The following is a 14,822-nucleotide window of genomic DNA, read 5'->3' as shown; positions in this document are numbered from 1 at the left end:
AAAAATAATTAAATAAATTGGGGTATCCACCATGTCTGTCGTCGCGATTGTACTTATTTTTCTTTTTGCTGTGATTGTGAGTGTGTTTATCTCACGATTATTGTCAGAAAAAATTCCTCTGCCATTGATCCAAATAGCTGTAGGGGCTTGTTTGTCGATTTTTGGTTTTGAGGTGGCTTTTGATCCACATCTTTTTTTGTTCCTCTTTATTCCACCGCTTCTATTTTTAGATGGGTGGCGTATCCCTAAAGAGGCACTATTTCAAGAAATTAAACCTATTATGTCATTGGCGATCGGTTTAGTGGTTGTCACCGTAATTGGCATGGGCTTTTTTATTCACTGGCTTATTCCTTCTATTTCGCTTGCGATTGCATTTGCTTTAGCAGCAATTTTGTCTCCAACCGATCCTGTTTCAGTATCTGCAATGACTGTAAATTCGCCACTTCCTTCTCGTATGACGCATATTTTAGAAGGGGAATCGTTACTTAATGACGCAACAGGTTTAGTTTGTTTTAGCTTTGCGGTTGCGGCTGCATTAACGGGATCTTTTTCTATTGCTTCAGCAACAGGACAATTTTTAGTTGTGGCTTTAGGTGGGGCGGCAATTGGTTTAATTGTGGCAGGTATTATAGGGCGGTTTAATCAGTTTTTGGTGAGACGCACTGGTGAAGATCCTGCAATCCAAATTTTGATTAGTTTATTAATGCCATTTTTTGCCTATTTATTGGCAGAGCATTTCCATGTATCGGGGATCTTAGCTGCAGTGGTTGCAGGTATTGCAATGCACTATGAAAAAATTGTTGGCCGTATGCAAGCGGCCACACGTATGCAAAGTAAAGCGGTTTGGGATACGGTTCAAGTTGCACTTAACGGCATGATCTTTATTTTATTAGGTGAACAACTTCCGGCAATGTGGAAAATTTTACCTGAAGTGACGCAATCCGCTGGGGCTACTAACCCTTGGGCTGTTTTAGGTTACATTATCGTGATCACTGTAGGACTTGCTGTACTGCGTTTTACATGGGTTTGGGTATCAATGTCACTTACCGTTTTTCGTTCACCTAATAAACGTTTATCTCGTCATGATCTGCGTTTAATGGCGATTATGGCAACTGCTGGTGTGAGAGGTGCAATTACATTAGCTGGTATTTTAACACTTCCTTTATTAATGACTGACGGCTCGCCATTCCCAACGCGTGATCTCGCTATCTTTATTGCTATGGGAGTTATTCTTTGCTCATTATTAATCGCAACAATCGCATTGCCGATTTTAACTAAAGGGCTCTCAGAAGACTTACCATATGAGGATGATGAAATTCGTACACGTTTAGCCTTAAATGAAGCAGCAATTGCACATATCAATGAATTAATGAATCAACCTTGCGAAGACTTAGATGAAATGTCGCTACGCATAGAAGCTGGCTCTCATTTATTAGAGATCTACAGTCGCCGCCTTGATAGTGAAAATAGTGTGCAAGAAGGTGCGCTTGATCTTAAGCGCTTGTTTAGTATGGAGCGAAAATTATCTCGTAGTGCATTAAAGGTTGAACGTGATGCATTGCAACAACTGCGTAAATCTCGCCATATTAGTGAACATATTTATCATCGTTTACGTCATGAATTAGATTTAAAAGAAGAAGCGCTGAATCATCATTTGAGTTAATTTAGGCCAATATTATCGTCAGATGATGATTGATTGTCTGACGATTTTTAAAAAATGAACAAATAGTGTGTTCATTCTCGCACTGTGTAGGCTGAAAATAGGACAGATCATTTTAAAAGCATAAAAGCGGTGTAGAATAGGGGCATTGTTGCTTTGTCTATCTCAAAGCCGAATTTATACGTTAAAATAAGTTTAAAGCGAAAATAATATCTTAAGGCTATTGGCTAATGTGAGATAGTAATAATGATTTATTTTTGCGCATAAGAGGGATGACAAGGTATATTGTTGTCTTGACTAAACGGACACTCAAATAAATGAGGGGATCATGCGAATTAAATTGTTATTGGGAGCTGCTGCAGCGTTGTTATTAGCAGGCTGTTCTGCAACAAACACATTAAGCACTGCTGGCTCACAGGTACAAATCACTGATACGCAACCAGGCAGTGAATGCCAATTATTAGGAACAGTGACAGGTGTTCAAAATAACTGGTTATCAGGTTCCCGTACTGAAAGCCAATCACTGCGAGGTGCTGCTAACGACTTACGTAATAAAGCAGCCGCAATGGGTGGTAACGTTATTTTTAACGTTGGTACTGGCGCAGGTAGCTTTGTTGATAGCTTTGCACCATTAGATAGCAAAATGAGTGGGCAAGTTTATAAGTGTCAGTAATTGAATACGTGGTTACTTTTTAAGTACCAAGACCTGACCTCAATACTTTTTTCTTTGGGGTCAGGTTTGTTTTTTATTATTAAGGGCAAATTCTATTGAGTATTTAGATCTGCTTAATAGCCTCTTTTATCTCGATATCACCATCTAATATTGGAATACATTTTTTAAAGGTATTCTTCTTATCTAAAATTTCAGCAAGCGTTAACGCTACATTATCAATAGATATTTCGCCATCAGCGGGTATTTCTTCTTTTTTTGTGCAGATCTTATGTGTTCCTGAGTGTTCAGTTAAATAACCAGCTTGAATTATTGTGTAATCGAGGTTGGTCTGATTGATCAGATAAAGATCTGCAAAATATTTAGCAGTAAAATAATCAACTAATGTGGTCCATTTATCAGGTAATAAAGAATTTACTGCACTAAGCATGATATATCTTTTTATACCTTTCTCCATGGCAATTTGCATGGTTTTTACAGCACCATGTAGATCAACCTGTAATAGATCTTCCCCTCTAGAGCCTGTTGTAAAATAGATGGCATCTAAATGTTCAGGGAATTTATGAGAAATGGAAGACAAAGGTTTTGTGATATCTAGTTCAATTTCACGATAATGTGAATCTTTGATTTTAGATGAGTGTGAGATTTTTCTGGTAGTTCCGATGACATGGTGCCCATTAGCTAATAGTGTTCCAACTAATTTATGCCCAACTCGCCCTTTTGCACCGATTACCATTATGTTCATATTGTCTCCTCAATACTATTTAAGTGTTCACTGATTTAAAAGACAAAAAAGCACCCAAGAAGGTGCTTTTTCATAATGAAAGAAAGTGAACATAACTTAATTAGATAAATGATTTTTATGAAAATCACCACCAAACCTATCTTTATAGTGTAGTCACTTTTGTGTGATTATGTTGGGTTAATTATATAATCTAAACGTAAATAGTATCGGTTAGCATCAGGGATCACTCTTGACGTAACCCTAAATCAAGTAACGTCTTACTTGGTTCACCACCAATTTCACGCGTGAGTTTAGGCACCATATAACCTGATACTAAGCTCATAAGCCCTTTCATAATTTCTCTAGCTTCACTGTCTGGCACCATAAAGTGAGCCGCACCTTGTACTTTATCTAGAACATGCAAGTAATAAGGCATAACACCTGCATCAAATAAGGCACGACTTAAATCTGCAAGGACTTCAGCACTGTCGTTAACCCCACGCAATAACACACCTTGATTTAATAAAGTGACATTGGCCTTTTTTAGCTTTAAACAGGCTTCTTTCAATGCGTCATCCATTTCATTAGCGTGATTGGTATGCAGTACCATAATATTTTGCAAACGTGATTGTTGTAAGCGCTGACATAGTGCATCAGTTACGCGAGCAGGAATAACCACAGGTAAGCGAGAGTGGATACGTAAACGTTTAAGATGAGGGATCGCTTCCAGTTGTGTTATTAACCAATCAAGCTCATCATCTTTCGCCATAAGAGGATCGCCCCCAGAGAAGATGATTTCATCGAGTTTTGGGTTATTTTTGATATACTCTATTGCCTTTTGCCAATTAGCCTTGTTTCCTTTGTTGTCTTCATAGGGAAAATGACGACGAAAACAGTAGCGACAATTGACAGCGCAACCACCTTTGACCAGAAGCAATGCACGATTCTGATATTTATGTAATAAACCTGGCACCGCATTTTGTTGCTCATCTAACGGATCCGTAGAAAATCCTGGTGTTATGGTAAATTCAGCATTTGCAGTTAATACTTGTAAAAGTAATGGATCGTTAGGATCGCCTTTTTTCATGCGTGCAACGAATTCACGGGGAACCCGTAGCGGAAAAAGCCGTCGCGCCTGAGCCCCTTTTTGGAGATCAGCGTGATGTTCCAATGCTAAAAGTTGGAGTAATTCAACAGGATCACTGATTGCCTGCGCGAGTTGTGTTAACCAGACTTCTCTGGTGGGGTGATTATGAGTTACAATGTGTGCCATTTTTTGGCTATGCCATTTTAAATTAAAAAAGTTAGAGGATATTCATGGCTTCTTATAATACCAACGATTTTCGTTCAGGTCTTAAAATCATGTTAGATGGCGAGCCAGCCGTCATTACTGAATGTGAATTTGTTAAACCTGGTAAAGGTCAGGCATTTGCTCGTGTACGTCTGCGTAAACTGATCTCTAACAAATTACTGGAAAAAACATTTAAATCTACTGATTCAGCAGAAGGTGCTGATGTCATGGATATCAACTTAACTTACCTGTACAACGACGGTGAGTTCTGGCATTTCATGAACAACGAAACTTTCGAACAATTAGCTGCAGACGAAAAAGCTGTTGGTGATAATGCTAAATGGTTGATCGACCAAGCTGAGTGTATCGTAACACTGTGGGATAATCGTCCTATTGCTGTTATTCCACCAAACTTTGTTGAATTAGAAATCGTTGATACTGATCCAGGTCTGAAAGGTGACACTGCAGGTACAGGTGGTAAACCAGCAACATTAAGCACTGGCGCTGTTGTTAAAGTTCCACTGTTTGTACAAATTGGTGAAGTTATCAAAGTTGATACTCGTTCAGGCGAATACGTATCACGTGTAAAATAATCGCGTAGATTATTTTACTGAGTACAACGTTAAGTACAATAATTAATTACCGCAGATAATGTTAACTATCTGCGGTATTTTTTTGTTTTAATTTATAATAATTGAATAAACTATACTATTTTCTTTCTAAAAAATTGATTAATTTGTATTACTGCATTATTTAATTTTTTATGTTATTATTTTGTTCCTAATTTATTTATCCTTTCATTATATTTTAAATGCCAAAAATGAATGCTCTATTCAATATTGGAATTGGTAAAAAATAACCATTTTCTTAGAATGAATGTGTAGGTTGTTTTGGTAAAGATAATCCACAGCAATATTTATTTTAAGTTTTTTGACTTTCCTTTAAGAGATATTGAAGAGTATAGATAAAAACATTAATCCTGTAATATTATTGATCTTTATTTTATATTTTAGTTGTACTAGGGAAACCCTTTCAATATAGACATTTACTTTGATATATCTCTTTTATTTTTTTATCAATTCAATTTATGACATAAAAAATTTAACTTATTTTATAGGTTAAATACTTTTTTTATGGAATGAATTTCCATTTCTTTATTTCTTCTTATTTTTTGTAAATCCCCCATACTTAAACACAAATAATAGAATTTTAATCTATACTTTATGTAGGTTAAATATAAATAATAGTCTTTAAATTTATTTTAAATTTGAATATTATCAATTAGTTATATTTACCAGTAGTGCTTGAGTTATTTTAGGAGGCTATATGGAAAATAGAACGATTATTATGGGCGCTGACCCTTCAGGATTTGAACTTAAAAATACGATTAAAACGTATTTGTTAGAAAAAAATTACACAATAAAAGATCTCACAGAATCAGGTCCTATTGGCTATTGTGATGTAGGTGATAAAGTAGGTTCAATTATTTCTGAACATCCTGAATATATTGGCTTTGTTTTCTGTGGTACAGGAATGGGGGTGAGCATTAGTGCGAATAAACATAAAAATGTTTATTGTGGTGTATGTGAAAGTATCACGACAGCCCGTTTTTGTAAGATCATTAATAACTGTAATATGATGGCAATGGGTGGCTTATTAATAACACCGTTTAAAGCTAAAATGATGGTTGATGCTTATTTATCAGCAACCTTTACAGAAGGTTTTTCTGAAGCAACACCAGAAGATTTACAATCTGGCTTAAATTCAATGAGACAAATAGAAAAGAAAATTTATAAAATTTAAGTCATTATTATTATTCACTTTTATAAGCCTGAATTATCAGGCTTATTTTTTGCTTAAGTGATATATTTTGCTTATTAAATAGATAAAGATCTAGTATCTATACTAGATAATAAATAAAGCATTTTTATGGCTTAACAATAAATTAAAAGTAGGTGAACAATGGAACATCAACACTCTGATGCAGTAAATGCCCCATTACGTATTACCTCTAAAACCCGTGATGTTGGAGGGATTGAAACTTATCGTGCTTTACCTGATAAAAAACAACGATTAGTTGGGCCTTGGTGTTTTCTCGACCATTTAGGCCCCACTGTTTTTAATGACACCGTCGATAAATTAGCTATTTCTCCACATCCCCATATTGGCTTGCAAACTTTTACTTGGATGTTAGAAGGGGAGATTTTGCATCGCGATAGCCTCGGTTTTCAGCAAGTTATTCGACCTCAACAAGTGAATTTAATGACAGCAGGTCACGGTATTAGCCATTCAGAAGATAGTCACGGTGATAAAAAAGAAGTTCATCTGGCACAATTATGGATAGTGCTACCAAAAGATAAAAGAAATATGCCACCGCGCTTTGATCACTATCCTGATCTCCCTAAATGGCAAGCCGATGGTGCTGATTTCACGTTACTAATCGGTGATTATCAAAACTACAATTCCCCCGTATTATGTTTATTACCCATGGTTGGCATAGATATTATGGCAAAACATGCTACTCGGATTCCTTTATCATTAAATCCTAAATATGAATATGGGCTTTTTGTCTTAACTGGAGAAATGACAATAGAAGGGGAAACCTTTGCTGCGAATGAACTTGCTTATATTGGAATACAAAACACTGAATCACTAACGATTGAACTAAGTGATAATGCTCAAATTCTTTTCTTAGGTGGCGAACCTTTAAATGAAAAAATTTTGATGTGGTGGAATTTTATTGGTCGTAGCAAAGAAGAAATTCAACAAGCAATCACCGATTGGAATGCAGGCAGTGAGCGTTTTGGTAAAGTGGTTAATGATGAAAGAACACCACTGGTATCGCCTTTAATGCCTTAATCTTATGTTATAAAAGAAAATATTAATATTACGTATTTTAACTTAGCTGAGTTATCTAAAGATAATTCAGCTATTTTTTTCTTTGTACTCTGCTATTTTTGATACCTCATCATAGTGATGACAAAATTGTTGTTTAGAACTCACCACTTACTGTCAACGTCATAATTGTCGACACGTCATTTTTTGTTTCCTTTCTGTTTTTTTAATTTATTGATTTTAAATGAAAATAAAATAAGTCATCTCTTGGCACGAAATATGCTTCATCTAAAGAAAAATTGACGACAGTAATGCTGTTAAACGTTTTTCTCGGAGGATGTGGCGAATGAATCGCTTTGTAATTGCAGAGCCACAACGATGCATAGGGTGTAATACCTGTATGGCAGCTTGTTCGGAAGTTCACCAAGCTGTGGGATTACAGGCGCATCCGCGTCTTACAGTGGTAAAAGTGGAGGATCAGACAGCCCCGATGCTTTGTCGGCACTGTGAGGATGCTCCTTGTGCTCGCGTGTGTCCAGTCAATGCCATTACTCATGAAGATAATATGATCTTTCTTAATGAGAGCCTGTGTATTGGCTGTAAGTTATGTGGTCTGGTTTGTCCCTTTGGGGCAATTACACCATCAGGTAGCAAACCCGTTAACTTACCAGCTGTCTTTGAACATTTTGTTCCAGAAGAGATGTTGGCCGATGTGCCAGCAAGTCTTCCAACAACCAACCCATTTCTTGCGTGGAATGTGGGTATTCGTGCAATTGCAGTGAAATGTGATTTGTGTGCTTTCTCTGATGAAGGCCCTGCTTGTGTCAAGGTGTGTCCGACAGATGCATTGCATTTAGTTGAAGAAGACAAACTTGAAGAGCAGATGAAAACGCGTCGCTTAGATTCTGTGATGGAACCTATTACGAGTCTTGACGATTTATCTACTTTGACACAGGAGCGGAAGTAATATGGAACCTCTTCAGTTACTGCTGTGGTCAGTCATCCTGTATGTTGTTGGTGGCGTTATTGCACTGTTTTTAAAGAGACAGGAAGGGTTGGCAATCCTTATTTCAGGGATCAGCGCAATCATCGGCGGTGTATTAGGTGTTTTAAGTGCATTACCAGTTATTTTTGGTGGTGAAATCGCCACATTTACCGCGGCAGGCCCATTTGAATTTGCTGCCTTCGTGGTACGCATGGATATGTTAGGCGCCTTTATGGTGTTCGTCATTTCATTATTGGTCAGTGTGTGCGCGCTTTATTCTCTTGCTTATGTGCAAGAATATAAAGGACGTGGCGCTTGGAGCATGGGATTCTTTATGAATCTATTTATTGCTTCTATGGTTGGCTTAGTAGTGATGGATAATGCGTTCTACTTTATTATCCTATTCGAAATGATGTCACTAGCTTCTTGGTTCTTAGTTATTGCTGACCAAGATGACGAATCTATTCACGCAGGTTTACTTTATTTCTTTATCGCTCACGCAGGCTCCGTGTTAATCATGATTGCCTTCTTCTTGATGTGGCGTGAAAGTGGTAGCCTTGATTTTGATTCATTCCGTCAACTCTCTCTTTCTCCTGCAATGGCCTCTGTGGTGTTCTTACTGGGTTTCTTTGGTTTTGGTGCCAAAGCCGGTATGTTGCCATTACACAGTTGGTTACCAAAAGCCCACCCCGCAGCACCTTCACACGCATCGGCATTAATGTCAGGTGTCATGGTGAAAATTGGTATCTTTGGGATAATCAAAGTCGGTATCGATTTATTAGGTGCCACAGAAATGTGGTGGGGCATTGTTGTTCTTGGGTTTGGTGCTGTTTCTTCTGTATTAGGTGTTATGTACGCCTTAGCAGAGCATGATTTAAAACGCTTACTCGCATGGCACACCGTTGAAAATATCGGCATCATTTTAATGGGTGTAGGTGTTGGCATGGTAGGAATGGCAACCGATCATCCTGTTATAGCAGCACTTGGCTTGTTAGGCGCTTTATATCACTTATTAAACCATGCGGTGTTCAAAGGATTATTATTCCTTGGTGCAGGTGCCATTATTAACCAAATTCACACTCGTGATATGGATAAAATGGGGGGCTTAGCAAAACTAATGCCTTATACCGCAACAGCCTTCCTAATTGGTTGTATGGCGATTTCAGCGTTACCACCATTAAATGGTTTTGTGAGTGAATGGTATACCTATCAATCCCTTTTCTCGATGAGTTACGAAGGTAACTTTGTAATGCGCTTAAGTGGTCCAATTGCCATTATTATGTTGGCAATTACAGGGGCATTAGCGGCCATGTGTTTCGTTAAAGTCTATGGTGTTAGCTTCTGTGGTGGCCCGCGTAGCGAGCAAGCAACAAAAGCGAAAGAAGTGCCTTTACCAATGACGATTGCAATGGGTTTATTAGCACTATTCTGTGTTGTATTAGGTGTTGGGGCTGCTTTTGTTGCGCCAATTATTGCAAACATTGCAATGTCACTTAGCGAAACCAGTGCATTAACCGTGACTCAAGGCACAATGCTTGTTCCTGATACCGCATCACAAGCAATGTTCTCTCCAGCATTAACATTTGTTTTATTAATTGCCTTACCGCTTATCCCATTCCTGATTTATCTCGGCCTAAAGGGCAATCAACCTGCGTTTCGTCGTAAAGGTAACCCTTGGGCGTGTGGTTATGTATGGGAAAAAGACATGGCAGTATCAGCAGGTGGCTTTACTCAAGCATTACGTAGCATGTTTGCACCGCTTTATCGTATGCGTAAACAACTTGATCCATCTCCATTGCTGTCTCGTGGTTTTAATAAAACACAGCTCGGTGCTGAAAAGGTCGAACCATTCTGGGATGAACGCATTATTTATCCTCTGGTTCGTGGTATCCAACGCTTTGCAAAACGTATCCAATGCCTACAAGGCGGGGATTTCAGACTCTATTGTCTCTACGTTGTCGCAGCGCTGGTCATCTTGCTTTTAGTCATCGCAGCGTAAGGAGAGGGACTTATGACTTTCCAAGAAGCACCTACGTTAATGATGGGAATATTCGCATTAATTCAAGCACTCTTTTTGCTGGCGATAACCCCATTATGTACAGGTATTTCGCGCACAATTCGTGCCAAGATGCATTCGCGTCGAGGCCCCGGAATTTTGCAAGATTATCGAGATATCTTTAAGTTATTTAAACGCCAATCAGTAGCGCCCGAGCAATCTGGTGTGATCTTCCAAGTGATGCCGTATGTGTTACTCGGAAGTATGTTAGTGGTTGCTATGGCACTGCCCGTCTTTACTGCAACGTCACTGTTTGCAGGTGCGGCTGATCTTATCGCACTGATTTATTTGTTTGCACTTTATCGTTTCTTCTTCTCTTTATCTGGTCTGGATTCAGGAAGCCCATTTGCGGGTATTGGTGCTAGCCGTGAATTAACATTGGGTGTGTTAGTTGAGCCAATTTTAGTGTTATCGCTGATTGTGGTGGCTTTAATTGTAGGTTCAACCAACGTTGGCACCATCAGTGCAACACTGGCTCAAGGTTGGGTATCACCCACAGCCACACTGTTAGCCTTATTAGCTTGTGCTTTTGCGGCATTTATCGAAATGGGCAAAATGCCATTTGACGTTGCTGAAGCTGAACAGGAGTTACAAGAAGGACCATTAACTGAGTATTCAGGCTCTAGTTTTGCCATGGTGAAACTAGGTCTTGGCTTAAAACAAGTCGTGGTGGCTGAACTGTTCTTAGCCATATTTATTCCTTTCGGTAAAGCAACAGAATTCACCTTTATTGCACTGATCATAGCGTTAGTTTTAATGGCAGTGAAATTGTTAGTGGTGTTTGTATTAGCGTCATTGGTTGAAAACAGTTTAGCGCGTGGTCGCTTCCTGCTGACTCACCATGTGACATGGTTAGGATTCGGTGTTGCGGCACTGGCTCTTGTTTTCTATTTAACCGGTCTATAAGGAGCGATGATTACAATGGAAAATATAGCTCTTGCGACCTTACTCATCCCATTTGCGGGGGCGTTGATTACGTCCTTAATGCCAAATCGGATGGCGAAGTGGTTATGTACACTGTTCGCTTTATTAGCCACATTAGGAACGGTTGTTTTAGGTTGGCAGTTCCTCGCTGAAGGTAAAGTCGATACCACAATTACGCTAGTACAATATGGTGATGTCGCGCTCTTTGGTTTTACCATTGACCGTGTCAGTACTTTGATTGCTTTCGCTGTTGTGTTCTTAGGATTGTTAGTGAGTTTTTACTCTACTGGCTATCTGACTAACGGCAACCGTGAGCATCCACATGATGGTACTCGTCGCTATTATGCCTTCTTGCTGATTTTTATTGGAGCAATGGCTGGTTTAGTCCTTTCATCGACTATTTTGGGGCAACTCCTATTTTTTGAAATCACAGGGGGATGTTCTTGGGGATTAATCGGTTACTACCAATCTGAAAAATCACTCCGTTCAGCAATGAAAGCGTTGTTGATCACTCACGTTGCTTCAATCGGTCTTTATCTCGCAGCAGCAACTTTATTTGTGAGTACGGGTACATTTGAATTAACCGCCATTGCCACCTTAGATGAACCAACCAAACTGATTGTGTTTGGCGGTATCCTCTTTGCTGCTTGGGGTAAATCAGCTCAACTACCACTACAAGCTTGGTTACCTGATGCGATGGAAGCACCAACTCCTGTGAGTGCTTACTTACACGCAGCATCAATGGTGAAAGTCGGTGTTTATATCTTTGCTCGTGCGATTATGTCAGCTGATGGAGATGTCCCTCATCTTATTGGGTGGGTGGGTATTACTATGGCGGTTATCACGTTGATTTATGGCTTTATGATGTATCTGCCACAAAAAGATATGAAACGCCTGTTAGCATGGTCAACCATTACTCAGCTCTCTTATATCTTCCTCGCATTATCTATCTCTATCTTTGGACCGCGCGAAGCGTTTGAAGGGGGTATTGCTTATATCTTTAACCATGCCTTCGCTAAAAGTTTGTTCTTCTTAGTTGCTGGTGCATTGAGCTATAGCTGCGGTACTCGCATGTTGCCTCGCTTAAAAGGGTTAATTAATAAATATCCATTATTGGGTGTGGGGTTCTGTGTCGCCGCATTGGCAATTGCAGGTGTTCCACCACTTAATGGCTTCTTTAGTAAATTCCCAATTTTTGCTGCAGGTTTTGAACTGTCGAGTATTTTCTGGGTGATGACACCAATTATGGTGCTGGTGCTGATTGAGTCTGTGGCTAGCTTCACTTGGTTTATCTACTGGTTTGGTCGTGTTGTACCGGGCAAGCCAAGTAAAGAAGTTGAGGAAGGACAACCCGTTCCTATGGCGATGCAAATTGTCATTGGAATACTGATTATTATGTCCTTTGCATCCAGTGTTATCGCAGTCACTTGGCTAGGATAAGGGAGATAAATCATGACTGGAGCACTTATCGTAAACAATTTGGCGGGGTTAATGATGATAACTTCGCTATTGGTAATTGGCGCGAAAAAGCCGATTGCTTCTTGTTGGTTCTATGCATTGCAATCTTTCGTCTTGGTGATGATTTTTGTCACCTTGGCTAATACGTTAGATGCACACCAACTGACACTTTGGGCGATTACCGCCTTCTTTACTAAAGTTCTGCTTGTTCCACTTATTTTAGGATTTGCATTCCGTAAGTTATCAGATCCTAGTGCGAATATCAGTGTTATTAGCCCCGCACTATTGATGTTGCTGGCGGCTGTTATCGTCATTTTAAGCTGGTTTGTGGTTGAACCAATTCAAATACCAATGGTTGTTGATTTGAAACCTGCACTCGCAGTTTCTTTGGGGCACTTTATGTTGGGGCTACTTTGTATCGTGACTCAACGTAATATCCTAAAACAAGCTTTTGGTTACTGCTTAATGGAAAACGGCTCTCACTTAACACTGGCATTATTAGCTTGGAGAGCACCAGAACTGGTCGAAATCGGTATCGCCACTGACGCCATCTTTGCTGTGATTGTGATGGCAGTGTTGGCTCGTAAGATTTACCGCACGCTCAACACACTGAACGTGGATCAACTGACCGCGCTGAAGGGGTGAGGAGATGAACCAAACAACCATGTTAACAATTTTAATGTTTGCGCCGTTGGTATTTTCAATATTGGCGTTTCTGAGTCCGTTATTAAAAGCGGGTGCTCGTCCTATTGTGACAGGCATTCATGCAATTGGTATCACCGTCTTGTTAGTCGCCGCATTAGGAACTGTGGCAGATGTCATGTCTCATGGCGAAATATTGGCGGCGGCTAATTGGGTTCACGTTGATAGCTTAGGCGCATTATTCCTAGCAATCTTAGGCATTATTGGCTTTTTAACGGGGCTTTATTCTATTGGCTATATGAGCCACGAAGTGGATGAGGGTGAAATCTCAGTACGTACTTTGTGTAATTACTATGGCTTCTTCCACCTGTTTTTATTCACCATGTTATTAGCGATCACCAGTAATAACCTGATCTTAATGTGGGCAGCCATTGAAGCAACAACCCTAAGCTCTGCATTCTTAGTGGGAATTTATGGTCAACGTTCTTCTTTGGAAGCAGCGTGGAAGTACATCATCATCTGTAGTGTCGGTGTCGCGTTTGGTCTTTTTGGTACTATTTTGGTTTATGCCAATGCTGCAAGCTTTATGCCTGATCCAGATCAGGCCATTTTCTGGACTGAAGTGTTGAAATATACAGACCAGTTAGACCCAACTCTGATGCATTTAGCTTTTGTCTTTATTTTAATCGGTTTTGGTACCAAAACGGGGTTATTCCCAATGCATGCTTGGTTACCAGATGCGCACAGTGAAGCACCAAGCCCAGTTAGTGCTTTGTTATCGGCAGTGTTACTGAACTGTGCTCTATTAATCATTATTCGTTACTACATCATTATCGATGCTGCTATTGGCACTGAGTTCACACGTAACTTACTGTTAATCTTTGGTTTCCTCTCTGTTGCTATCGCGGCTTTCTTTATTCTTATTCAGCGCGATATGAAACGTCTTTTAGCGTATTCCAGTGTGGAAAACATGGGATTAATTGCCGTCGCGTTAGGAATTGGCGGACCAATCGGTATTTTGGCGGCTTTATTCCACACCTTAAACCATAGTTTAGCGAAAGCACTGTTGTTCTGTGGCTCTGGTAATGTGCTATTGAAATACGGTACACGTGATTTAAATGTCGTAAAAGGCATGTTTAAAGTGATGCCATTAAGTGCGGCTCTTTTTGCTGGTGGTGCGTTAGCGTTAGGGGGTATGCCTCCTTTCAACGTCTTTATCAGTGAATTTATGATTGTTGTGGCAGGTTTAGCTTCTCAGCACATAGGTTTAACTATTCTACTATTATTGTTATTAACCATAGTATTAGGTGGATTAGTTCGTATGGTGGCGAAAACTGTCTTTGGTCCAAAACCTGATGTTGTTGCTAAAGGTGAACTGGGGATCTTAACCACATTACCAATGGTCATTTTGATTGCCCTTATGTTGTTAATGGGAACTCACATTCCTAAGCCTGTCAGCGAGCTGTTAGAAAATGCCGCTAATATCGTGATGAATATTGATAAAAATGAATCACCAAATTATGCATGGCCAACAACTTTAATCAGCAATCAATCCACATCAGTTCAGGAGATGTAAC

Annotated in this window: 13 protein-coding genes; 11 read left to right on the top strand and 2 right to left on the bottom strand. The window is 39.5% G+C overall.

Annotated features, from left to right (window positions below; all coding sequences use genetic code 11):
• The first annotated feature begins 31 nt into the window (after window positions 1–31).
• Window positions 32–1,663 carry a Na+/H+ antiporter gene (locus LG402_RS18085; RefSeq protein WP_227336078.1) on the top strand — a complete coding sequence of 544 codons (1,632 nt, stop codon included), beginning with the start codon at window positions 32–34 and terminating at the stop codon, window positions 1,661–1,663.
• 325 nt (window positions 1,664–1,988) lie between these two features.
• Entirely contained in the window at window positions 1,989–2,333 is a 345-nt protein-coding gene (locus LG402_RS18080; protein ID WP_023582946.1) for a DUF4156 domain-containing protein, read from the top strand.
• 103 nt (window positions 2,334–2,436) lie between these two features.
• Here the strand turns inward: LG402_RS18080 and LG402_RS18075 are convergent, their stop codons facing one another.
• Window positions 2,437–3,075, bottom strand: a complete 639-nt coding sequence (locus LG402_RS18075; RefSeq protein WP_166539978.1) for an NAD(P)H-binding protein — start codon at window positions 3,073–3,075, stop codon at window positions 2,437–2,439.
• 223 nt (window positions 3,076–3,298) lie between these two features.
• Window positions 3,299–4,327 carry an EF-P beta-lysylation protein EpmB gene (gene epmB / locus LG402_RS18070; RefSeq protein WP_227336077.1) on the bottom strand — a complete coding sequence of 343 codons (1,029 nt, stop codon included), beginning with the start codon at window positions 4,325–4,327 and terminating at the stop codon, window positions 3,299–3,301.
• A 44-nt stretch (window positions 4,328–4,371) separates the two neighbouring features.
• Here epmB and efp point away from each other — a divergent pair, with 44 nt between their 5' ends.
• The 9 genes from efp (at window position 4,372) to LG402_RS18025 (ending at window position 14,821) form a co-directional block, all read left to right on the top strand.
• Window positions 4,372–4,938, top strand: a complete 567-nt coding sequence (gene efp, locus LG402_RS18065) for an elongation factor P (protein ID WP_006536168.1) — start codon at window positions 4,372–4,374, stop codon at window positions 4,936–4,938.
• A gap of 733 nt (window positions 4,939–5,671) precedes the next feature.
• The gene (locus LG402_RS18060; protein WP_109408338.1) at window positions 5,672–6,148 is read left to right on the top strand and encodes an RpiB/LacA/LacB family sugar-phosphate isomerase; all 477 of its coding nucleotides are present in this window, start codon (window positions 5,672–5,674) and stop codon (window positions 6,146–6,148) included.
• Window positions 6,149–6,307: 159 nt separating this feature from the next.
• Window positions 6,308–7,204, top strand: coding sequence for a pirin family protein (locus LG402_RS18055; protein WP_166539979.1), 897 nt, complete (start codon window positions 6,308–6,310; stop codon window positions 7,202–7,204).
• A gap of 322 nt (window positions 7,205–7,526) precedes the next feature.
• Window positions 7,527–8,147 carry a 4Fe-4S dicluster domain-containing protein gene (locus LG402_RS18050; RefSeq protein ID WP_072069038.1) on the top strand — a complete coding sequence of 207 codons (621 nt, stop codon included), beginning with the start codon at window positions 7,527–7,529 and terminating at the stop codon, window positions 8,145–8,147.
• Between the two features lies 1 nt (window position 8,148).
• The gene (hyfB, locus tag LG402_RS18045; RefSeq protein ID WP_109408335.1) at window positions 8,149–10,164 is read left to right on the top strand and encodes a hydrogenase 4 subunit B; all 2,016 of its coding nucleotides are present in this window, start codon (window positions 8,149–8,151) and stop codon (window positions 10,162–10,164) included.
• Between the two features lie 12 nt (window positions 10,165–10,176).
• Window positions 10,177–11,127: a respiratory chain complex I subunit 1 family protein gene (locus tag LG402_RS18040; protein ID WP_319800741.1), complete on the top strand. Its 951-nt coding sequence runs from the start codon at window positions 10,177–10,179 to the stop codon at window positions 11,125–11,127.
• A 6-nt stretch (window positions 11,128–11,133) separates the two neighbouring features.
• Window positions 11,134–12,585 carry a hydrogenase 4 subunit D gene (locus LG402_RS18035; protein ID WP_109408334.1) on the top strand — a complete coding sequence of 484 codons (1,452 nt, stop codon included), beginning with the start codon at window positions 11,134–11,136 and terminating at the stop codon, window positions 12,583–12,585.
• Window positions 12,586–12,597: 12 nt separating this feature from the next.
• Window positions 12,598–13,248 carry a hydrogenase 4 membrane subunit gene (hyfE, locus tag LG402_RS18030; RefSeq protein ID WP_036934333.1) on the top strand — a complete coding sequence of 217 codons (651 nt, stop codon included), beginning with the start codon at window positions 12,598–12,600 and terminating at the stop codon, window positions 13,246–13,248.
• 4 nt (window positions 13,249–13,252) lie between these two features.
• Window positions 13,253–14,821, top strand: coding sequence for a hydrogenase 4 subunit F (locus tag LG402_RS18025; RefSeq protein ID WP_109408333.1), 1,569 nt, complete (start codon window positions 13,253–13,255; stop codon window positions 14,819–14,821).
• Window position 14,822: the final 1 nt, after the last annotated feature.

The organism is Proteus sp. NMG38-2 (genome assembly GCF_020640995.1).
GTDB lineage: Bacteria > Pseudomonadota > Gammaproteobacteria > Enterobacterales > Enterobacteriaceae > Proteus.
The sequence above is the reverse complement of the archived record's forward strand: the minus strand, read 5'-3'. Positions and strand labels throughout refer to the sequence as shown.